The 20294-nt window shown below is 64.5% G+C and carries 21 protein-coding genes and 2 pseudogenes; 7 read left to right on the top strand and 16 right to left on the bottom strand.

The genetic code is table 11. From position 1 onward, the window contains the following. The 6 genes from CBM2594_RS26900 to CBM2594_RS20635 all read right to left on the bottom strand — a co-directional run. Positions 1 to 291, bottom strand: a 291-nt coding sequence (locus tag CBM2594_RS26900; RefSeq protein ID WP_232346696.1) for a hypothetical protein, incomplete at its 3' end; no start/stop codon positions are given. A gap of 218 nt (positions 292 to 509) precedes the next feature. Then, entirely contained in the window at positions 510 to 698 is a 189-nt protein-coding gene (locus CBM2594_RS20655; RefSeq protein WP_198048180.1) for a major capsid protein, read from the bottom strand. 40 nt (positions 699 to 738) lie between these two features. Continuing rightward, entirely contained in the window at positions 739 to 951 is a 213-nt protein-coding gene (locus CBM2594_RS20650; protein WP_198048179.1) for a hypothetical protein, read from the bottom strand. Positions 952 to 989: 38 nt separating this feature from the next. Further along, positions 990 to 1172: a hypothetical protein gene (locus CBM2594_RS20645; RefSeq protein ID WP_232346695.1), complete on the bottom strand. Its 183-nt coding sequence runs from the start codon at positions 1170 to 1172 to the stop codon at positions 990 to 992. A gap of 17 nt (positions 1173 to 1189) precedes the next feature. Next, positions 1190 to 1456, bottom strand: a complete 267-nt coding sequence (locus tag CBM2594_RS20640; RefSeq protein ID WP_232346694.1) for a hypothetical protein — start codon at positions 1454 to 1456, stop codon at positions 1190 to 1192. Positions 1457 to 1510: 54 nt separating this feature from the next. Beyond that, positions 1511 to 2755: a replication initiation factor domain-containing protein gene (locus CBM2594_RS20635; RefSeq protein ID WP_198048178.1), complete on the bottom strand. Its 1245-nt coding sequence runs from the start codon at positions 2753 to 2755 to the stop codon at positions 1511 to 1513. Positions 2756 to 3150: 395 nt separating this feature from the next. Between CBM2594_RS20635 and CBM2594_RS20630 the strand changes: the two genes are divergently transcribed. Both CBM2594_RS20630 and CBM2594_RS26895 read left to right on the top strand, forming a co-directional pair. Continuing rightward, positions 3151 to 3444 (top strand): hypothetical protein, encoded by a 294-nt coding sequence (locus tag CBM2594_RS20630; protein WP_116358644.1) that lies wholly within the window; start codon positions 3151 to 3153, stop codon positions 3442 to 3444. Between the two features lie 83 nt (positions 3445 to 3527). Beyond that, positions 3528 to 3798, top strand: a pseudogene (locus CBM2594_RS26895) (ISNCY family transposase); the annotation flags it as partial. 259 nt (positions 3799 to 4057) lie between these two features. Here the strand turns inward: CBM2594_RS26895 and CBM2594_RS20625 are convergent. The 3 genes and pseudogenes from CBM2594_RS20625 to CBM2594_RS20615 all read right to left on the bottom strand — a co-directional run bounded on the left by CBM2594_RS20625 (position 4058) and on the right by CBM2594_RS20615 (position 5205). Further along, positions 4058 to 4327, bottom strand: a pseudogene (locus tag CBM2594_RS20625) (Txe/YoeB family addiction module toxin). Then, positions 4324 to 4587, bottom strand: a complete 264-nt coding sequence (locus CBM2594_RS20620) for a type II toxin-antitoxin system Phd/YefM family antitoxin (RefSeq protein ID WP_116358643.1) — start codon at positions 4585 to 4587, stop codon at positions 4324 to 4326. Before CBM2594_RS20620 ends, CBM2594_RS20625 begins: the two are co-directional and overlap by 4 nt. A gap of 168 nt (positions 4588 to 4755) precedes the next feature. After that, complete coding sequence (locus CBM2594_RS20615; protein ID WP_116358642.1) at positions 4756 to 5205, bottom strand: winged helix-turn-helix transcriptional regulator; 450 nt, start codon at positions 5203 to 5205, stop codon at positions 4756 to 4758. Between the two features lie 83 nt (positions 5206 to 5288). Here CBM2594_RS20615 and CBM2594_RS20610 point away from each other — a divergent pair, with 83 nt between their 5' ends. From CBM2594_RS20610 to CBM2594_RS20595, 4 genes are all read left to right on the top strand, one after another. Further along, a complete protein-coding gene (locus CBM2594_RS20610; RefSeq protein ID WP_116358641.1) occupies positions 5289 to 6836 on the top strand; it encodes a class I adenylate-forming enzyme family protein in 1548 nt (515 codons plus the stop codon). 78 nt (positions 6837 to 6914) lie between these two features. Next, a complete protein-coding gene (locus tag CBM2594_RS20605; RefSeq protein WP_116358640.1) occupies positions 6915 to 7643 on the top strand; it encodes an SDR family oxidoreductase in 729 nt (242 codons plus the stop codon). Between the two features lie 44 nt (positions 7644 to 7687). Then, a complete protein-coding gene (locus CBM2594_RS20600) occupies positions 7688 to 8305 on the top strand; it encodes a 2-hydroxychromene-2-carboxylate isomerase (RefSeq protein WP_116358639.1) in 618 nt (205 codons plus the stop codon). Between the two features lie 240 nt (positions 8306 to 8545). Next, the gene (locus CBM2594_RS20595; RefSeq protein WP_116358638.1) at positions 8546 to 9472 is read left to right on the top strand and encodes a LysR family transcriptional regulator; all 927 of its coding nucleotides are present in this window, start codon (positions 8546 to 8548) and stop codon (positions 9470 to 9472) included. Between the two features lie 44 nt (positions 9473 to 9516). Here the strand turns inward: CBM2594_RS20595 and CBM2594_RS20590 are convergent, their stop codons facing one another. The 7 genes from CBM2594_RS20590 to CBM2594_RS20560 all read right to left on the bottom strand — a co-directional run bounded on the left by CBM2594_RS20590 (position 9517) and on the right by CBM2594_RS20560 (position 17690). Beyond that, a complete protein-coding gene (locus CBM2594_RS20590; protein ID WP_116358637.1) occupies positions 9517 to 10497 on the bottom strand; it encodes a Bug family tripartite tricarboxylate transporter substrate binding protein in 981 nt (326 codons plus the stop codon). A 72-nt stretch (positions 10498 to 10569) separates the two neighbouring features. Next, positions 10570 to 11781, bottom strand: coding sequence for a tricarballylate utilization 4Fe-4S protein TcuB (gene tcuB, locus CBM2594_RS20585; protein WP_116358636.1), 1212 nt, complete (start codon positions 11779 to 11781; stop codon positions 10570 to 10572). Next, positions 11765 to 13195, bottom strand: coding sequence for an FAD-dependent tricarballylate dehydrogenase TcuA (tcuA, locus tag CBM2594_RS20580; protein WP_116358635.1), 1431 nt, complete (start codon positions 13193 to 13195; stop codon positions 11765 to 11767). Before tcuA ends, tcuB begins: the two co-directional genes overlap by 17 nt. A 163-nt stretch (positions 13196 to 13358) precedes the next feature. Then, the gene (locus tag CBM2594_RS20575) at positions 13359 to 13820 is read right to left on the bottom strand and encodes a RidA family protein (protein ID WP_116358634.1); all 462 of its coding nucleotides are present in this window, start codon (positions 13818 to 13820) and stop codon (positions 13359 to 13361) included. Positions 13821 to 13861: 41 nt separating this feature from the next. Next, a complete protein-coding gene (locus CBM2594_RS20570; protein WP_116358633.1) occupies positions 13862 to 15310 on the bottom strand; it encodes an aminotransferase class V-fold PLP-dependent enzyme in 1449 nt (482 codons plus the stop codon). A 245-nt stretch (positions 15311 to 15555) separates the two neighbouring features. Then, complete coding sequence (locus CBM2594_RS20565) at positions 15556 to 16227, bottom strand: response regulator (RefSeq protein ID WP_116358632.1); 672 nt, start codon at positions 16225 to 16227, stop codon at positions 15556 to 15558. Continuing rightward, a complete protein-coding gene (locus CBM2594_RS20560) occupies positions 16224 to 17690 on the bottom strand; it encodes a cache domain-containing protein (RefSeq protein WP_232346692.1) in 1467 nt (488 codons plus the stop codon). Before CBM2594_RS20560 ends, CBM2594_RS20565 begins: the two co-directional genes overlap by 4 nt. 519 nt (positions 17691 to 18209) lie before the next feature. Here CBM2594_RS20560 and CBM2594_RS20555 point away from each other — a divergent pair. Next, positions 18210 to 20255: a hypothetical protein gene (locus CBM2594_RS20555; protein ID WP_116358630.1), complete on the top strand. Its 2046-nt coding sequence runs from the start codon at positions 18210 to 18212 to the stop codon at positions 20253 to 20255. The last annotated feature ends 39 nt before the right edge of the window (positions 20256 to 20294 follow it).

The raw sequence follows: 20294 nt of genomic DNA, 5'->3' as shown, positions 1-20294 counted from the left end.
TTTGAACGTGCAAAACACCCCCGAGCTATAGCTAACAATCGCCGTTGCATCAGGCTTAGCCTGTTGCACCTTAGGAAGCGTACAAAGCTCAGCCCCGCTTAACGCATAAGGATTGGAGCCACCGGTATGGCCCTGAAACACCCAGACCGAGACGGACGGCGCCGCAGCATGCGCCTTAGAAGCCCAGCTCAGGCCACAGACAATGAGAGCCGCCAGTAGCGCAAGAACCAGGCGGTGCCGTATCGATTGCCGCGCAGCCAGCGAGCGAGAGAAGTAATAGCGCATAGACAAGCCCCCTCACCGATGCGTGAACATGATCCATGCCGCCCCCACAATCGCAACCACAATGAAAATCCCCATGATTCCCCCGAAAAAAATGGGGGGCCGCAGCCCCCCCGAGCATCACCGCAGTGACCGCCACCAAAAACCAACCTTGATAGCGACGCGGATCAGCAAGACCGCGCCTCCGACTGTTGCCAGATCGGTGGCCCAGACCTGCAACGCGAGCGTTACAGGGCCGAGCGCAGCCACTTGACCGCCTTGACGGCCAGCACAATCAGGATGATGCCGGCGCCCACCGCGGCGGCGTCGGTAGCGGCCTCGGCCAGCTTCGTGGTCACTTCGGTCGGCACCGTGGCATGGGCCGCACCAGCAACCATCAGAGGAACCGCGTAGCCCAGCTTGCGAACGTACTTCATGAGGATTCTCCCGAAAATACCGGATAGCGCCGGCACGCTTTCAGCTTGATGCTGAATCTTGATCACCCGAGGCAAGCGCCGCGAGAACCGAGCGAATGGCATACGCCACCGCCCAAACCAGCAAGATCGCGGAGCCGATTGCACCGCCATCCGCCGCACTCAGCGCCAACGGATTGTTGAAGTGTTCCGCCGACGTCTGAACCACATAGGCGCAAGTGTTCATGTCAGCCGGCTGCGGCGTGACAGCCGACATAGACCCATCCCCATTCACCTGGACACACAGCGCCACGACTAACCCCTCTCGTTGAACACGGCCACCACGTCGAAGGCTTCGTCGCAGTGTTCGCACGCCGTCTCATATGCGTCTTCACGCGTGTCGAACGTGCCCGCTTCCTTCAGGCGGTGCGTGAAGCCCACATCGCCGGAGTACGGGCACAGAAACTGGCCCGACTCCACTTCTTGGACAACGAACACGATCCCCGGCATGGTCGTTAGCCCTTCTGCGCGGCCGCAGGCACGAGGCTGTGCACGATGGTCTTCGACGTCTTGCCGTTGCTGACGATTTCCATGTCGGCGTCGGCCGTGAACGGGAAAGGCAGCTTTTCGTACTTAGCGAACTCGTCGGACGTCCCGATGTTGTATTCGCCCGCGGCCATGCCCTTGGCGGTGCCCTTCGAAGTGTCCAGCGGCGTAACGATGTACGCCTTGGTGCTGTCGTACGTCTGGCCGTTGTCCATCGCGCCTTTGGAGGACTTCATACCCAGAACCTGAACTTTGGTGTTGAAACGCATATGACCCTCTTTTGTCTGCGGCTAGACGGCCGCTTCCAGCGCGCCGCTATAGTCGCTGGGGCCGAATTGGTACTCGTTGAACGAACGCACGCGCTCTTGCTTGTGCAGCGGTGTTTCCGCGAGCTTGTAGTCAGGCACTTTGAGCCGTTCCGGCCAGTGCCCATGCTTGTTGCGCATCCGCGCAAACGCTTCTTCAAGCCCGAACAGATCGACCAACACGCCGATGTATTTGCCGACTTGACGATTGACCATATCGAAGGAGGCATCCACGTCGATGGCCGCCTTGCGCCGCTTGATTTCCATACGCTCCGGCTGCACCGTGAGGCTCAGATGCGCAAACGCTTTGGGATAAGCACCCATGAAGTACGCGCTCGGATCGATCAGCACATCGAACGGGATCAGCATGGACTTGTTGCCAAGCTCGCATTCGAGCCGCACCCAAGGCGACGTTGCATCGCCCTGCTCTTTCCCCTTCTCATAGCCCCGGAACATCTTGCCGCTTTTACGCGTGCCGACATACAACGTGCGGCCCTTGCCGTTCGGGAATTTCCAATTCCCCGCGTGCTGGCAGTCCGGCACCGTATAGGCGTTTGTAAAGAAGCCGTCGGTGTGCATTTGGTCTAGCTGATCGACCGTGCACCGCCCTTCGAAATCATCGTGGGCGAGGTCAATCCGCGTGATCACCGGACGCTTGGCCTGCGTGGTCAGAAAGCCAAAAAGCCGAGACTCCCAACCCTCACGCGCGGCCAAACACCCTGCACCCGACAGCGAAACCAGAATGGTGTTGTTCTGCCGCGAGCCACCGAAGCCGACATGGCCCCAGTTGTCGCCGAACTCCCATGTTTCCCCGTAGAAGTCCCGGCGCTGGCCGAGATTGCGTGTCAGACCGAAGCCGAAAATCTCTTCGAGCTTGGCACTAGTTGCCCGGGCGAACGCGTCGTCATCGACGCCGTCGACCACCGGCAGAAACGTTTCTTCACCGATCACAAACCGCAGCGTGTCGATCACCGCCAGTTGTCCAGGCGACGGCACCCGGACAGCGACGGTCTTCACTTCGCCGGAATCCGTCATCACCAGATCGACAAGGCTGTGGCCCGCGACTGGAGGCGCTTCCAGTTCCCCCCTATTAGTGAGGGGAGAACTACGTACAGCCGACGTGGGGGGGTGTCCCTCGCTCCGCGCCCCGGCGCGGCGCGCCGCAAGCGTCTCGCCCACGCCGGGGCGCTCCGCTGCGGGAGCCTTGCCTTGTGCCGACAGATCAGACATGCGGCCCATCACCATTCCCCCATCAGGCCGCCAAGCTCGCCGAGCCAGTACGACAGGTAGACATCGCGGTCAACGCCGCACGACCTCTCAACGAGGCAGCTACGCAGCCGCTGCCGATACGCAGGAATCAGACGCGTAGCCATCACGCATTCCCCCTGGGTGCGTCGACCAGCGCCGAGGCGATGCGGGTAGCGATCCAAAGGCCCATCCATGCGCCGATGGCCCCAGCAGCCCCTACAGCAGCCGTTACAGCAAGAAACAACGCCGCCTGACCCATTCGTTTACCCCTGACCGGTTTACCCGCTATAGTTCGCCTGCTAACCCGTTCGGAATCGAATCCAAACGGATTTGCGAATCCTAATCCAAACGGATTTGCGGCATCATTGGGAGTATTTATGAGCTACCAAGAACTGATAGCTAAGGCATTGCACGGGCGAAGCGTCACGAAGGCGGCGCATGACATGGGCGTGCCACAACCGACGTTCAACCGCTATGCACGCGGTGAGCGTCTTCCCGACTATGCGACGGCGTTTTTGCTGGCGAAGGAAGCTGGTATGGACCCGCGCGAGGTCTTTTTGCTGCTCGCTCAAGAGGAAGCGAAGCGTAAGGGATTGGAAATTTTTTCCGAGGGTTTTAAGACGCTGCTATCACTCGTCAAGCCGCGCCGGGCCTACGTTCCAGCGTGGTGATAGCAGCCTAAAGCTTGATTCGACATTGCACATATTATGCGCGACAGAATATGTAGCGGCTAAGCGGTAATGTCCGGCTCTGGCTGATGGGGTTGCGCTTCGTGCGGACGGAATCCGCGTTCGCGTATTTCGAGGCGACACGGGCTTACCTTGCGTGCCACGGCAAGCCGATCGCGTTCTATAGCGGCAAGGCCCGTGTGTTCCGGGTCAACCGGCCCAATGCCACCGGCGGCGACGGCTACACGCAATTCGGCGCGCGCTGCACGAACTCAATATCGAGAATCTGTGCGCCAACAGCAGCCAGGCAAGGGTCGTGTCGAACGGATGAACCGTACGCTGCAGGACCGGCTGGTCCACCGCTACATCGAGGTGGCCGAGTATCCGGACGGGCGAATCGCGCTGTGGGCCGACGGCGCCTCCCTGCCCTACACCACCTATGACCGGTTGGCCTAGATTGACCAGGGCGCGATCGTCGAGCAAAAACGGCGTGCCCACGTCTTGCGCATGGCGCAGGAAATGCGGGACAAGCGCGATAACCGGCGTAGCGCCGGCGCACCCGCCTGGACCACGGCCGCGGCCTCGCAAGGCGGCTCGGGGCAAAAAACCTCGGAGATTACTTGTCGCCGTAGTGGTAGCGGCAGCTAACGATACGTAGCGCTACGTCATCCGCCACATACACTAGTCGGTTTGCATCGTCTATGCGGCGCGACCAAAAGCCCGACAGATTGCCTTTCAAGGCCTCCGGCTTTCCGATACCTTCAAAGGGGTCGCGCTATGCGTCCTGTATCAAGGCGTTGATGCGCTTCGGAGTTTTCTTGTCTTGGCTTTGCCAGTAGACGTACGTCTCCCAGGCGCTGGCCGTAAAAAGAACACTGCGAATCATTCCTTATCCGGATCGATCAGCGGGTGCTCGACTGCTTCACCGCGGCGAAGCTGGTCGATGGATTCCATCAGGTGCTTCGCATTCGCAGGACTGCTCAACAGATGCATGGTTTCCATCCATCCGTCGTACTGCTCCTGGGACAGGATGACCGCATTGGGCGCGTCACGGCGCGTGATCAACACAGCGTCGTGATCGTTTATGGCCTGGTCAATGACTGCCTTCAGGTTGTTACGGGCATCGGAGAAATGGACGGTGCGCATGGGGTGCTCCCGTAGACTTGTGCAATTACTTGAACAAGTACATCAGGGTTGAAGTTGGCATGCGGCCTGGATCGGCGCAACCACGTCGTATGCACTAGTCGGCATTTTGCTTAGTGAGGCATGCCTACGGACCACGGCCAGCGCAGGACGCCCATTTCCAGCAGCAAGCTAGGCACCCGGCCCCTTTTCTACCACCACGTCTTTGGCATGAACCTCTGCCGCGCATTCTAAGCAAACGACAACAGGATCAAACAAGTGCCCGCAGGCGGCGTGCCGATGCAGCAAGGGCCTTCCTGCCTTGCCGGCCATGTGGACATCGCCCCAATGCACGATCGCCATGATGATCGGATGAAGGTCCATGCCCTTGGCAGTCAGCCGGTACTCATGTCGGACCGGTGCCTCCTGATAGGCAATCTTCTTGAGGACGCCGGCCTCGACCAGCTTGCCAAGGCGATCCGCAAGCATGGGCCGTGAGATCGTGAGCCGCTGCTGAAACTCGTGGAAGCGGCGCACGCCAAGAAAGCAGTCGCGCAGCACGAGCAGCGTCCATCGGTCTCCGATCACGGAGACTGTGCGCGCAACGGAACAGTGTTCCTGTTCAAGATCATTCCACTTCATTTGCGGGATTTTACCGTTGACGAGTTCAATTTTCAAACTTACGATTGCGTCAGTTCAAAAACAGAACCAAGGAGACAAGGAACATGCAACTCTCAGCAGCCGAGCTGCAGGCCAAGCTCGCCGCGCTTCCGGATCGTATGTCGCACGTAGTTCGCCCCTGGGCACAACGCTCGCCCGATGCGATCGCGTTGTCAGAAAGTGCGCGCGTCATGACATATCGAGAGCTGGCGCAAGCCATCCAAACTGCGGGGCAGTGGCTCATTCAGCGCGGCGTTCGCCCCGGAGACCGGGTCATGGTCCTGGGTGAGAATTCAATCGCACTGGCGATCCTGGTTCTCGCCATCGGCGACATCGACGCCTGGCCCCTGGTGGTCAACGCGCGGATCAGCGAGCGTGAGGTGTCTGCCATCCGCACACACAGCGGGGCTCGTCTGGTGATTGCGACAAGCTCCGTCTCACCCGATGCTGCCCGGCACGCTCAGCAAATGAGCGCGGCTCTCCATGAGATTCCCGGGGTCGGCGAAGTTGCCGTGACCGACGTGGATCCTGCCGCGACCGCTGAGCCTGTCAGTGCTGACGGTGCCCGTCAGGTCGGGGCGCTCATCTACACCTCCGGTACAACCGGAACCCCGAAGGGCGTCATGCTGAGTCATCGCAGCGTGATGTTCACTGCGTTGATCGGCGGTGTTATGCGCGGATTTGGGCCCGATGACTTTGTCTACGGGGTGCTGCCGATGTCCCACATCGTCGGCTTCTCTTCCGTACTCATCGGCACGTTGATGTTTGGCGCACGTCTGGAACTGGTGCCTCGCTTTGACGCCAAGGCTGCCTTGCGTGCATTGAGCAACGACGGCATCACGCGGTTCCAGGGCGTGCCTACGCTGTTCCAGCGTCTGCTCGAAGCTTCAGATGGGGCAATCTCCTGCCCCGCGCTTCGCGGAATCGGCGTGGCCGGCGCACCGCTGGACCTGACCTTGAAGCGTGCGGTGGAGACCGCCTTCAGGCTGCCATTGCAAAACGGCTACGGCATTACCGAGTGTGCCCCGACGATTGCCTTTACCCGTGTCGACGATCCACGCGATGACACCACGGTGGGGCCGCCCATTCCTGGGATCGAGGTGCGCCTGAAAGGCACCACAGGCGAGTGGATGCCGTCGGGCGAGGTCGGGGAACTGCACGTGCGCGGGCCGAACGTGATGCTCGGCTACTACAAGGCACCGGAGATGACGGCGCAAGTCGTTGATCCAGAGGGGTGGTTCAATACCGGCGACCTGGCACGGATGGACGGACCATACCTGCACATCGTCGGGCGCACCAAGGAACTGATCATCCGGTCAGGCTTCAATGTCTATCCTCCTGAAGTCGAGGCCGTTCTGGCGGCGCACCCCGCAGTGGCCACTTGCGCGGTGGTAGGCAGACGTGTACCAGGCAACGAAGAGGTCGTGGCCTTTGTACAGCTCAAGCCTGGGACCGAAGCCACGCCGGAGGAAATCGGGCAGTTCGCGGCCCAGCACCTTGCACCTTACAAGCGGCCGGCTGAGGTATTCATCAGGACCTCGCTGCCGGCTACATCCGCGGGAAAGATCCTCAAACACGAGCTCGCCAAGGAAGCGTCGCGCGATGCCTCTTGAAAATTCGAGAACGCCGCTGCGACCGTCCTGGCGCAATCCGGTAAGCCTGCTCGTACCCCACCTCTGAAGGAGACATCCATGGCAGACAAGAAAGCAATCCTGGTCATTGGCGCGGGAGACGCCACCGGCGGCGCCATCGCCAGACGGTTCGCACGCGAAGGCTACGTCGCGTGCATGACCCGGCGTAACGCCGACAAGCTCCAGCCCCTTGTCGAACAGATTCGAGCCGAGGGCGGCGAGGCACACGGCTTCGGCTCCGACGCGCGCAAGGAAGACGAGATGGTGGCTCTCGTCCAGAAGATCGAGACCGAGATAGCGCCGATTGAAGTGGCCGTCTTCAACATTGGTGCCAACGTGCGGTTCGGAATCACCGAGACCACGGCACGGGTGTATTTCAAGGTCTGGGAGATGGCTTGCTTCGCGGGTTTCCTGATGGGGCGAGAAGCAGCCAAGGTCATGCTGCCCCGCGGTCGCGGCACCATCATCTTCACCGGCGCCACCGCCAGCCTCAGAGGCAGGGACGGCTTCGCCGCATTCGCCGGCGCCAAGCATGGCCTGCGCGCCCTGGCACAAAGCATGGCGCGGGAGCTCTGGCCCAAGGGAATTCATGTGGCCCACCCGATTATCGACGGCGCCATTGACACCGACTTTATCCGGACCAACTTCCCTGCACGTTACGCCACCAAGGACCAAGGCGGCATCGTCGATCCGGCGCGCATCGCGGATCTCTACTGGCAGTTGCACATGCAGCCGCGTGATGCATGGACGCACGAGACCGAAATTCGCCCGTGGATGGAACCGTGGTAAGCGCGGCGCGTGGATCCCTCTAAACATTGAAACCAATTCAAGCCATGAACCCGATAACTGTCCAATTCCTGTTCGACTTCGGCAGTCCCAACGCCTATCTGTGCCATAAGGTCATTCCCGAGATCGAGGCCAGGGGCGCTGCCAAGTTCGAATACATCCCGATCCTGCTTGGTGGCCTGTTCAAGTTGACCAACAACCGCTCGCCTGCAGAAGCCAATGCGCAGATTCCAGCCAAACGCGCCTATGACCTGCTTGAATTCAATCGCTTCGTCAGCAAGCACGGGCTGACTCAGTACAGAAGCAATCCGTACTTTCCGGTCAATACCCTGCAGATCATGCGCGGGGCAGTTGCGGCCCAGTCGTTGGGCTGTTTCGAGTCCTATGTTGACGCCGTGTTTGCCAGCATGTGGGAGCGGCAGAAAAAGATGGACGAGCCAGAGGTGATCGCAAGCGAGCTGACGGCCGCCGGTCTTGACGCGTCCGTCCTGATGGCCGCGAGCCAGCAAACGGACGTCAAGAACCGGCTGTTGGCGAATACGCAGGATGCCCACGCGCGGGGCGCGTTCGGCTCTCCTACATTCTTCGTCGGTGGAGAGATCTTCTTTGGCAAGGATCGTTTGCGTGACGTCGAGGATGAGGTGAACCGAGTGCGAAACCGCTGAGCCACAGTTTTCGGAAGCATCAGAATATGACCAGATAGTCCCAAGCCGCAAAGCAAGCGCCGCCGCGCGGCTCGGGACGAATCCATTGACTGAACAGTAAGTTCGGCGTCTTCCAGCGCGCGCGAGCCCGTCGCCACCGCCCTCCCGTCGGGTGCTACCATTCGCGGCATCCCGCACAAGACGACGGCCAGCCAGCCGTCCGCCGCCGCGATCGCCTGGTGCGATGCCCTCGAATCTCCCATGGAACTGCGTCAACTCCGCTACTTCACCAAGGTCTGCGAACTCGGCAGTTTCGGCAAGGCAGCGCTCGAACTGGGGCTTGCCACTTCCGCCCTCAGCCCGCAGGTCAGCCGGCTCGAGCGCGAACTGTCCACGCGCCTGCTGCAGCGCCAGTCGACGGGCGTGGTGCCGACCGATGCCGGGCTTGCCTTCCTGCGGCAGGCCCAGCTGACGCTGCGCCACGCCGATGATGCGGTACGGGCCGCGCAGCAGGCGCGGCTGTCTGGCCATGTCAGCATCGGCCTGGCTTCGACCACCGCCGCGGTGCTTGGCGTGCCGCTGCTGCGTGCCATGGCTGCACGTTATCCCGACGTGCGGGTCCACGTGGTCGAGGCGCTATCCGGGCATCTGAGCGAGATGCTCAATGCGCGCAGGCTGGACCTGGCCATCGTGTTCCGCACCGAGACCGCGCGCCGCTGGAGCGTGACGCCGCTGCTCGACGAAAAGCTTTATGTGCTAGGGGCTGCGGGCTTGCCGGGTCTCCCGGGTGGCCGGCGCGCCAGGCTCGCGCAACTGGGTGAATTGCCGCTGATCCTGCCGAGCGCGACCCACGGCCTGCGCGCCCTGCTCGATGCGGCCTTTGCGCGCGTGCGCGTGACGCCAAACGTGGTGGCGGAGATCGACGGGCTGTCGATGCTGATGGATGCGGTGCGCGCGGGCTTTGGCGCCACTATCCAGCCCGGCGCAGCGACCGCGCGCCTCAATGATCCGGCGCTGGTCCGCTCGCTGGTGGCCGACGCGCAGGTCGGGCGGCACAATCTGCTGGCAAGCCTTTCCGATGATGAACTGTCGCCTGCGGCGCTCGCGGCACGGGTCGTGCTGGCCGATACCGCGCGCAGCCTGGTGCGCGACGGCGCGTGGTTCGGTGCGACGCTTCACAAGGATTGAGGCCGCAGCGGCGGCGGTGTTGCGGCGTGGTCTGAGCGTCGGCCTCAATCGACCGTGATCTTGCGCTCCCTGACGATCGCGCCCCACTTTGCGCTCTCCTTCTTCATGAACGCGAGCAGTTCCGGCCGCGTGGTCGGCTGCGGGGTCAGGCCATGCTTGTTCAGGGCATCCTTCACCCCGGCATCGTTCAGCACCCTGACGATCTCCTGGTTCCAGCGATCGAGGACGGGCGCCGGGGTCTTGCCCGGGGCGACGAAGGCATACCAGTTCAGCGCCTCGAAACCGGGATAGCCGGATTCCGCCACGGTGGGCACGTTCGGCAGGTACGCCGGCCGCACCGGGCCGGTGGTCGCCAGCGGCACCAGCTTGCCGGCCTCGACCTGCGGCATCGCGGTCGGCGGTGCGGCAAAGTAAGACGTGACGCGCTCGCCCAGCAGATCCTGCAGTGCCGGTGCGCCGCCCTTGTAGGGAATATGGACCATCTCGATGCCGGCACGCTGGTTGAACAGCTCACCGGCAAGATGCGATGCGGAGCCGGCGCCGGTCGACGCGTAGTCCACGGTCCCCGGCTTCTTCTTCGCCAGCGCGACCAGCTCGGCCAGGTTTTTCACGCCGGCGCCCTTGTGCACCACCAGCACATTGGGAAAGTTCACGCCGCCCGATACCGGGGCCAGGTCCTTGAACGGATCGTAGGGCAGCGTCATCAGGTGTGGTGCGATGGTCAGCGGCCCGATCGAGCCGAACAGCAGCATGCTGCCGTCTGCCGGGCCGCGCGCCACCAGCTGGTGGGCGATATTGCCGCCGGCACCGCCGCGGTTGTCGACCACTACCGGCTGGCCGAGGTTGTCCGAGAGCTTCTTCGCGATCAGCCGCGCGGCGGCATCGGCAGCGCCGCCGGCGGCGAAGCCCACCACCAGCGTGACCGGCTTGCCGCCGGCAATGGGCTGCGCATGCGCAAGGCCCGATAAAAGGGGACAGCAGAGCGCGGCCAGCAAGGTGGCGCGCAGGATCAGTCGACGGTTCATTGAGTCGGTCTCCGTATTGTCGTTCTGGAAAAGGTATGTCTGAGAAGGTGGCGATTGCCCCTGGCCAGCCGATCAGTCCGCCCCAAGCCCGATCGGGTTCGGGCGGCGTTTCTCCACCGCATGGCGCAGCAGCGCGGCACTGCGGAACACGCCGTGGGCAAACTTGCCGTAGGGCATGGTGGCGAACAGCGCCATCACCGCACCCAGGTGCAGGCACAACAGCATGGCCAGCGCCGGCGTGCCGCGGCCCAGCCACAGCGCCAGCCCGCTGGTGGCGGTCAGGAACAGCAAGGCGATGAAGCCAAGATCCATCGGGCGCTGGCCCTGCGCCAGGTGCAGGCGGTGGCGTTGCAGGTTGAGCCAGCCAAGACCCGCGGTGCCGATGGCGAGACTGACGCCGCCGATGGCACCGAGCAGCTTGGGCAGGCTAGGCAACTCGTAGGGCGCGTGCCAGCCGAAGGCATAGTGATAGACCGTCGCCACGGCGGTGGCGGCAAAGCACAGCAGGAAGCCGTAGAACGTCAGGTGATGGAAACGCCGGCGCGACAGCGTGAAGGCGTCGTCGGCATTGTTGCAGCCGGCGCCGTGGCCGCCGTCGAGGTATTTCAGCCGCAGCACGGCGGCCCCCGCCTCCGCCGCCGCCGGCGCGCTCACCGGCGCGCCGCTGGTCGCGGGGGTGACTTCGCGCCAGAACCTGCGCACGCCCATCGCCAGCGCGAGCACCACGAAGCCGAACACCGGCGCGAACATCGATACCAGCAGGTTGTGCGGGAACAGCGCGTAGAAGTTGCCGGTGGCCGGACCGCCCCACAAGGTACCGTTGAGCGCCACGGCCAGCAGCAGGAACAGGGCCAGGCCGAGCGCCAGCGCCAGCGACAAGGCAAGGCCATTGCGCCGGTACAGCTTGCCCAGCACTGGCGGCCACGCATAGTCCTGGTAGGTCTGGCCACGGACCTCCGCCATCGCCACCGGGATGTTGACGGCGAACTCGTGCGGCGGCGCGTACTGGCAGGCATGCAGGCATGCGCCGCAGTTGTGGCACAGGTTGGCCATATAGTGCAGGTCGGCACGGCCGAATTCGAGCCGCCGCGTCATGGCCGGGAACACCGCGCAGAAGCCCTCGCAATAGCGGCAGGCATTGCAGATCTGCAGGATGCGCGCGGCTTCGCCCTCGGCAGCCGTCAGCGGCAATACGGGATGGATCGGAATCACGCGTCGCCCGGCCCCGCCCACGCCTTGCGCGTCGGCACGAGCCTGATCGACCAGCTCAGCTAGCGATGGCATTGGACTGCTCCATGTCGAAATCAGGATGCTGGAAGCCGCAGGCACGCGCGGCGCCCACGCCGGCGATGCGGCCAAAGGCCGTGCCGATCGCCATGCCGACGCCGGCGGTATAGCCCTTGCCCAGCACGTTGCCGGCCATCATCTCGCCGGCGACGAACAGGTTCGGGCTGGGCCTGCCGTCGAAGTGGGCCTGCGCGTGCGGGTTGACCTTGAGGCCCAGGTAGGTGAAGGTCACGCCGGGGCGCAGCGCGTAGCCGATGTAGGGCGGCGTGTCGAGCGGCCGCGCCCAGTGCGTCTTGGCCGGCGTGATGCCCGCGGTGGCGCAGTCGTCCAGCACCGTGTGGTCGAAGCTGCCGGGCCGGCACGCGGCGTTGAAGGCTTCCACGGTCCGCACGAAGGTGGCTTCCGGCACACCGAGCTTGCGCGCGAGTTCGCCGAGCGTATCGGCGCGCGTGCCCGGGAACACCGGCGGCATGAAGCGGCCGATGGCCTTCTGGTCGATGATCGAGAAGCCGATCTGACCCGGCTGCTGTGCGACCAGGCGCCCCCAGATCGCGTATCGCTTGGGCCAGAAGTCCTCGCCCTCGTCGTAGAAGCGTTCGCCGTCGCGATTGACGACCACGCCGAGCGAAACACAGTCGATCCGCGTGCAGATGCCGCCGTCATACAGCGGCGCGCGTGCGTCGATCGCCACCATATGCGCCTGGGTCGGATCGCCGATCGCATCGGCACCGGCGTCGATCATATGGCGCAGCAGCACGCCCTGGTTGAAGCGCGTGCCGCGGATCAGGAAGTTGTCCGACGGCCATTCGCCGCGTTCGTTCTGTCCCCAGGCTTCACGCAGCCAGTCCCGGTTAGACTCGAAGCCGCCGGCGGCCAGCACGCACGCCTTCGCCTCGATGCGTTCGCCGGCAGCGGTCACGGCCGCGACGAAACGATCGCCGTCGCGCTCGATGGCAACCACCGGGGTGTCGTAGCGGATCTCGGCGCCGAGGGCCTCGGCGCTGCGGAAATAGGCGTTGACGAGCGCCTTGCCGCCGCCCATGAAGAAGGCATTGGTGCGCGCCACATGCAGCGCCCCCGACAGCGGCGGCTGGAAATGAACGCCGTGCCGGCGCATCCAGCCCCGGCAGCGCGACGACGCGCGGATCGTCATGCGCGCCAGCTGCTCGTTGGTGATGCCCCCCGTCACCTTCAGCAGGTCCTGCCAGTATTCCTCTTCCGGGTAGGCATCGACCAGCACATCCTGCGGGGCCTCGTGCATGCAGCGCAGGTTGCGGGTGTGCTGCGAATTGCCGCCGCGCCATTCACGCGGCGAGCCCTCCAGCAGCAGCACCGAGGCTCCCGCCTCGCGCGCCATCAACGCGGCGCACAGCGCGGCATTGCCGCCGCCGATCACCAGCACATCTTTCATGGGGGAATCTCCTTGTGGGCGTGACTGTAAGCACAGCCCGAAGGAGACGAAAGATGGCGGCGATTAAGGCGTGTTCAGTTTTTGTGAAGGGTGGCGCCGCAAACGCCACCAGCGGGACACGGCCGAAACCGTGCCCCGCTGCCCTCCTCCCTCCAAACCGCTCTCAAGGCTTGACCGCGATCGCCCCGATCTCCACCGCGACGTCGCGCGGCAGGCGCGCCACCTGTACCGTCGCGCGCGCCGGCGTGACGCCGGTGAAGTAGGTCCCGTAGACTTCGTTCATCTTGGCGAAGTCGTTCAGGTCCTTCATGTAGACGGTGGTCGAAACCACGTTGGCCATGGTCATGCCGTCGGCCGCGAGCACCGCCTTCAGGTTGTCGAGCACCAGCCGCGTCTGGGCCTCGATCGGCGCGTCCTTGAGCAGTTCGCCGGACTTGGGATGGATCGGGATCTGGCCGGCCAGGTACAGCACGTTGCCGGCGCGCACGGCCTGCGAGTATGGGCCGATGGCCTTGGGGGCTTCGGTCGAGGAGACCGCGCGCAGCGTGCCGCCGTGCTGGGCGCAGGCCGAGAGCGATGCCACGCCGCACAGCGCCGCGGCAACCAGGGTGATAGATCGTTTCATGGGCTTGGCTCTTGTCGGGTTGAAACGGGATCGGTGCCTTGTCAGGCCATGGCGCCGGACAGGGTCCACATCGAATCCACCAGCCGGTCGATGTCATTGGCATCGTGCCACAGGTGAGTGGATATGCGGATGCCGTAGTGCTGCGCCGGCGCGCCGATGACCTCGAAGTTCACCGAGCGGATCACGAAGCCCGGGGCAAAGTCGCTCAGCATGCGGTTGACGAACAGCGTGGCCTTCTGCTGGTTCATGGCGTCGTCGCGGTTGCGGAACGGGTTGAAGCAGGTCAGCGCGGACACCAGCTTCGGGTCGTCCTTGGGCGAGTACAGCGACTCGACGCCCCAGCGCTCGACGATCTTCTCCTTCAGGTAGGCCGACAGCGTCAGGTCGTAGGTCTCGATCTTCTTCCGGCCGATGGTGTCCCACATCTCGCAGGCGCGGGCCAGGGCCCGGAACATCGGCACGTGCAGGCTGCCGCAGGAGGTCACGGTGGCGGCGATGTCATAGGCCCCGCGCGGCTGCCTGACGTAGGAGCTGGTATGGATCGGATACCACTCCGGCAGCGGCAGCGGATTGGACGGGCGCATCTTGTTGCGGATCACCAGGATGCCGGTGGAACCGGGGCCGCACTGCCACTTGTGGCCGGCGCCGGACATGAAGTCCATGCCCAGCGCGCCGTAGTCGTACGCCATCATGCCGGGCAGGTGCGCGCCATCGACGATGCTGATCAGGCTGTGGTTCTTCACCACTTGCATCAGGTCGGCGATCGGCAGCATGGTGCCGGTCTTGTAGGTCGGCGACGACCACATCATCGCGCGTACCCGCTTGCCCTGGCCCTTCAGCGCGCGGATGCGCTCGTCGAACAGCTGCACATAGGTGCTGGCGGTCTGGTTGTTGCCGACCGGCAGCGCGATGGTCGAGACCTCGATGCCGTAGCGGTCCACCGCGATATTGAGCGGGGTCAGGCCGCCGCCGTGCTCGTGGTTGGTGGTGACCACCACATCGCCCGGTTCCCACTTGATGCCGAGGATCGCATGGCACATGCCCGACGAGGTATTGCCGGAGAACGCGACCTCGTCGCCGTCGACGCCGAAGCCCTTGGCCACGGCCGCGCGCAGGTCGGCCAGGTTGCCGTAGCCGCTCGAGGAATCGGCGGCCTTGGCCAGGTTTTCCTGGCCGAACACGTCGAGCACCACCTTGGGCATCGAGCCGCCGGTGCCGATGTTCATGTAGACCTTCTCGGGCTTGAGCACGAACATGCCCTGCACCTCGTTCCAGAAGGCCTCATCCTGCGCCAGCTGCGAGCGCAGGTCCGACGATGCCGCCGAGGCGTCGTCCGAGCAGGCGCTGATCAGCGGCGCCAGCGCCAGCGAGCCCGCGCCGTAGGCCAGCATGCGCAGGAATTCGCGCCGTTTGGGCGTCCACGCCGCCAGGTCCTGCGCCTGCGGTGGCATCGCGACCGCCGCTCTCTGCGTTTGCTTCAGCTCGTCCATGGTGTTCTCCCGTTGTGTCCCACGATCGGCGCATCGGCGCGTTGGCGACGCTGCATGCCTGGCGCCCCTTCCCGAAAAAAGTCTACGCAAACAACGGCGGCGACAGCAGCACGACTTTCCCCTACGCAGTAATACAGAGAGCGCATTGCGCGCTGCCATGATGGTGCGCAACGCCGCCCTGCCCCGGTGCCACCGCACCAGGCATGGACATGCCGCACGCACATGGGGCAAGCAGAAATCAGCGCTCAGCAGTCCGCGGCCAGCGCCGCGTCGGCCAGCTGGATCGCGTGCAGGTCGGAGAAGTGCACCGCGTACTTGACCAGCTCGGCGCGGCCGCCGACCCGGAGCTTGCGGCGCAGGTGCAGCCGGTGGGTTTCGACGGTGCGCACCGAGGTGCCGAGCCGCTCGGCGATCTCCTTGTTGGAGCGGCCCTCGGCCAGCAGTTTCAGCACCGTGGCTTCCTTCGGCGTCAGCGCGCGGCGTGAAGACGGCAACGGCTCGTCGGTTTGCAGGAAGGCCTGCAGTTCGGCGTTGAGGTAGGTACCGCCGGCCGCGACGGTGCGGATCGCGGTCACCAGCTCGTGCGCGGGCGCTTCCTTGAGGACGTAGGCGGCGACGCCGAGCGCAAAGGCGCGGCGCACGTATTCCGGGTCCTTGTGCATCGACAGCGCGATCACGCGCACGTCGGGGAAGCGTTCGGCAAAGCGTGCGGCAAGCTGCAGGCCGTTGGCATCGGGCATGTGGATGTCCGAGACCACCAGCTCCGGCGCATGCTGTTCGGCCAGCATGATGGCTTCTTCCACGCTCGCCGCCTGCCCCACCACGGTCATTTCCCCGGTGGCCTCCAGGCGCAGGCGCACGCCGTCCAGCACGAAGGGATGGTCGTCGACCAGCAGCACACGCAGGTTCGGGGTCATGCAGCGGGTCTCCTTGCGGGGGGATGATGGCCCAGGCGCCGTCCGGGCCGGGCCTTTGCCTGCGTTTCAGGCTCTGGCGGCGACAGGCGCAGCCGGGCTTCGACGCGGGTGCCGCCGGAGCCGGTATGCACGGTGAAGCGGCTGCCTTCCAGGCTTTCGATGCGTTCGCGCATATTGCGCAGGCCGATGCCGCCCTTGCCGTCGGCGCGGACCTTGTTCAGGTCGAAGCCATGGCCGTTGTCCTCGATCACCAGCGCGACGTGCTGGCCGCCGCCGGCCAGCGTGACCTGGACCCAGCCGGCCTGCGCGTGCGTGAGGGCGTTGTTCAATGCCTCCTGCGCAACGCGGAACAGCGCGGTGCGCTGCGCCTGCGACAGCGCCGGGATCGCGCCCCGCTCGGTGAAGCGCAGTTCGACGGCGCGCTGCGGGCGCAATTGCTCGACCAGCATGCGCAGCGCGGCGGCCAGGCCCAGGTCGGTCAGCAGGGCCGGATGCAGGCCGTGCGAGACCCGGCGGATCTCGACCAGGGCCTCCTGCAGGCGGCCCAGCCCCTGCGCCAGCAGCGCCTGCGGCGCGTGGCGGCGCGCCGGCGGCAGGTCCTGCGCCGGGCCTTTGTCCGGCTTGTGTTCTGTGTCCTGTTCCAGATGAACCTGGGCCGTCTCGAGCAGATACTTGGACGACACCAGCACCTGCACCACGCCGTCATGCAGCTCGCGCGCCACGCGGGCGCGTTCCTCTTCCTGCGAACTCACCACGCGCCGCGCCAGGCGCCGCAGCTTCTCGCCGGAGATGCGGGAATTGCGCAGGTTCCACGCCAGGCCGGCAAGGCTGATCAGCATCACCGAGCCGATCGCGAACGCCGTCAGCCGTATCTGCGTATCGCGCAGCGTGCGCGCGGCGTTGGCATCGAAGGCGGCCAGCTCGCGCTCGATGTCGTCCATGTACAGGCCGGCGCCGATGATCCAGCCCCAATGGTCGGCGGTCTTCACATACGACATCTTCGGCGCCTCGGCCCGCGACGACGGTTTGATCCAGTTGTATCGGACAATGCCGCCGCCGGCGTGGGCCTGGTTGATCAGCATCCTGGCCTGCTCGCTGCCGGTATCGGCCGGGTCGCAGAAATCCACGCCGTCGATGCCCATGCTGCCCGGGTTCAGCAGCACGTTGCCGAAGCGGTCGTAGACGAAGAAGTAGCCGTCATTGCCGAAATGCATGCGCGACAGCGCGGCAAGCCCCTGCTGCTGCAGTGCGGCTTCGTCGCCGTTGCCCTGCGCGATGCGGGCCAGCGTGGCGTGGCCGAGTTCGACGTAGTGGCGCAGCTCTTTTTCCTTGCTGGCCACGTAGACCGCCTGGACCTGTTTGCGGTCCTGCCGGGAATGGCTGACCATCTGGTACGAAACCGCCCAGGTCACCAACAGGAAGACCACCAGCATAAACGCCGCCGACAGGGCGACCGTCCTCATGCGGATCGTCATGCTTTGCACGCGCGGGGGCAAATGGATCATCGGGGGCCCAGGGGGAGCCGGTCATACTCGGGCTGGCAGGCCGACTGCGACGCTGCCGACGAAACACCGGGCGGCGTTGGCGTGAATGCCGGCGCCGCCACGACACATCGATTCCTCCAGGTTCTGTTTATCGAAACCGCTCCGAGCGCGCGTTCTGGTGCCGCGCTTTGCCAGATGGTTTCCCGACCCCTGATGCAACCGGCGAACGGGACGGGCTCGGTCGATATGCATGAGGAAACCTATGACGTTTTGTGGCAAAAAGCAAGCAACGTGCCGGAGCGTCCCGCACAGTTTGCAAGCGGAATCAAACGTCGATTGGGGCGATTACCGATAACAATGCAGACATGGATCGCAGGCGCGCCAGTCAATGCACCGGAAATATGCGCTGGCGTACAAAGCCGCGGCCGGAAAGCTGCCAAAGTCCATCTTGCGGATGTTTGCGCCCGCACGATTTTCCTTTGCTTCGCACAGAGACTCATGCCTGGGAAACGCTTGCCATCGCACCACATTGCCATGCGCCGGGCCGCGACCCTGACGCTGGCTGCCTGCGCCGTCGTGCTGGGCATGGCGGGCTGCGAGCGCGAGGCGGATCGCCGCACCGCAGCGCCGGTGCCGTCGGGCACTGCATCGGTGGCGGCGGCGACCAAGCCGGTGCCTACGCAATTGCCCACCGAACAGCCGGCACCGGCACCAGCGCCGGCAGCGCCGCCGCGCCCGTGGTTCAACGACATCGTCGATGCCGAAGGCAAGCTCGTGCGCGAAGCCTATCTGGCCATTGCCTCGGACTACAGCAGCGACGAGGCCATCGCCTATCGTTACGGCCCGGCCAATACCAAGCCGGTGGCGACGGCGCCAACCCACTGGCAGCCGGGCGACAAGACCTTCTATCCGCACGGCAACCCCTGCTACCAGAAGGAATTTCCCAAGGCCGAGCTGGATCACAACCTGAAGGTCATTTATCAGCTGGGCGAACTGGATTGCGCCCGCAACGATTACGGCAGCAACATGGGCGACGTGATCTATCGCGCCGATGCGGCGTCGGACCCTGGCGTCACGTCGCTGCTGACGCTGGCGCTGAGTGCCGGGACGGTTGCGCAGAAGCCGCAGCTGCCGTGGGTGTACGGGCATGTCGCGACCGACCCGCAGCTGAACAACCATATTGCGGCCAACGGCGGCGAATTGCCCAGGCGCCCGATCGCGATGGGCCGCTGCAGCGAACACGACTGCGCCCAGGCGTTGATTGCCTTCCAGAACGGCCTGATTGCTTCGGTCGGCAGCAATACCGCGTCGCACTCGGCGGCGGTGAAACTGCCCGCCGGCAAGGTGCCCACGGCGATTGCGATCACCACCAATTCGGAGTTCGCGCTGGTGACGGTATGGGATACCGTCAGCTTCAAGGGCCAGGTGGCGGTGCTGGCGCTGGGCAGCCTGGCCGACGGCAGCAAGGTGGGCGGACCCTATGATCCCAGCGCGGGCTCGTGGCCAGGCCTTTACCCCGGCCTGCGCAATATCTCCAACTTTGTCTTTATCAAGCTGCTGGGCTTTATCGACCTGCCCGGCATGGTGGCGCCCACCGACATTTCGGCGGTGACGGATTTCGGCGTGATGCAGGACAACAGCACGCAAGGCTGGCTGATCGACCCGGTGGGCCGCCGCGGCGCCAGCCGGACCATGACCGACGTGAACCCGGCCACCAGCAGCGTCAACCAGAAGAGCTTCACGCGCACCGGCATCAATGGCAAGCTGGTGTCGCGCGCGGGGGTGGCCGCGGTGATCTCGAAGTCCGAGAAAAAGGTGATCTTCCTGGACCTGAAGCCGCTGTTCGACAAGGTCAACCGGGCCTACTTCGAAAGCAGCCACGCGTCGCTGCAATCGACCCTGGCCAACACCGGCCTGGGCGATTCGCAGTGGCCGCCGGTATTCGCCGTCGACAACTACGCGCCGACCATCGTCAAGTCCGTCAGGCTGCCGCAGAAGCCCACCGCGGTCAGGATCTCGATCCTGCCGATCCCGGGCCGCGCCTGGGTGGCGACGGAAGAAGGCAAGATCCGCGCGTTCTCGGTGGCGGGGCTGCAGTCCGGCCGCAACCCGGACCCCAGGCTGATCGAGGAGATGCTGAGCGTGCAGGTCGGCAAGAACCCCACCAGCATGAAGCACCATGTCAACGTGGGACTGGGCAATTCCAACACAAAGCTATGGGTGGTATCGCGTGGCGCGCAGAAGGTCCAGCTGGTCGACATGGTGGGCCTGACCGTCGAGAAGACGCTGCAGGACTCGCGCATCGTCGACCCCATCACGGTGGACGAGACCCAGCAGAACCCGCTGCTGACCAGCGTGATCACGATTACCGACTACACCGGCAGGCAGGTGATGAACTACCGCTACGCGCCGATCGGCCTGCAAGGCGGGAATTCGCCGCTGCATATCGGCGTCGGCAAGTCGGGCAATGCGCCTTTCGAGTTCGGCGGCGCCTATGACGTGCCCGGCAAGCCGTTCGATTTCACCCAGAGCAATGTGCCGTGAGCACGCTGCGCCGTGCTGCCGCGCAGGTCGTGACCGTGG

Source organism: Cupriavidus taiwanensis (assembly GCF_900249755.1).
GTDB lineage: Bacteria > Pseudomonadota > Gammaproteobacteria > Burkholderiales > Burkholderiaceae > Cupriavidus > Cupriavidus taiwanensis_D.
Note: the sequence above shows the minus strand (reverse complement) of the source record. Positions and strands in the feature narration are given on the sequence as shown.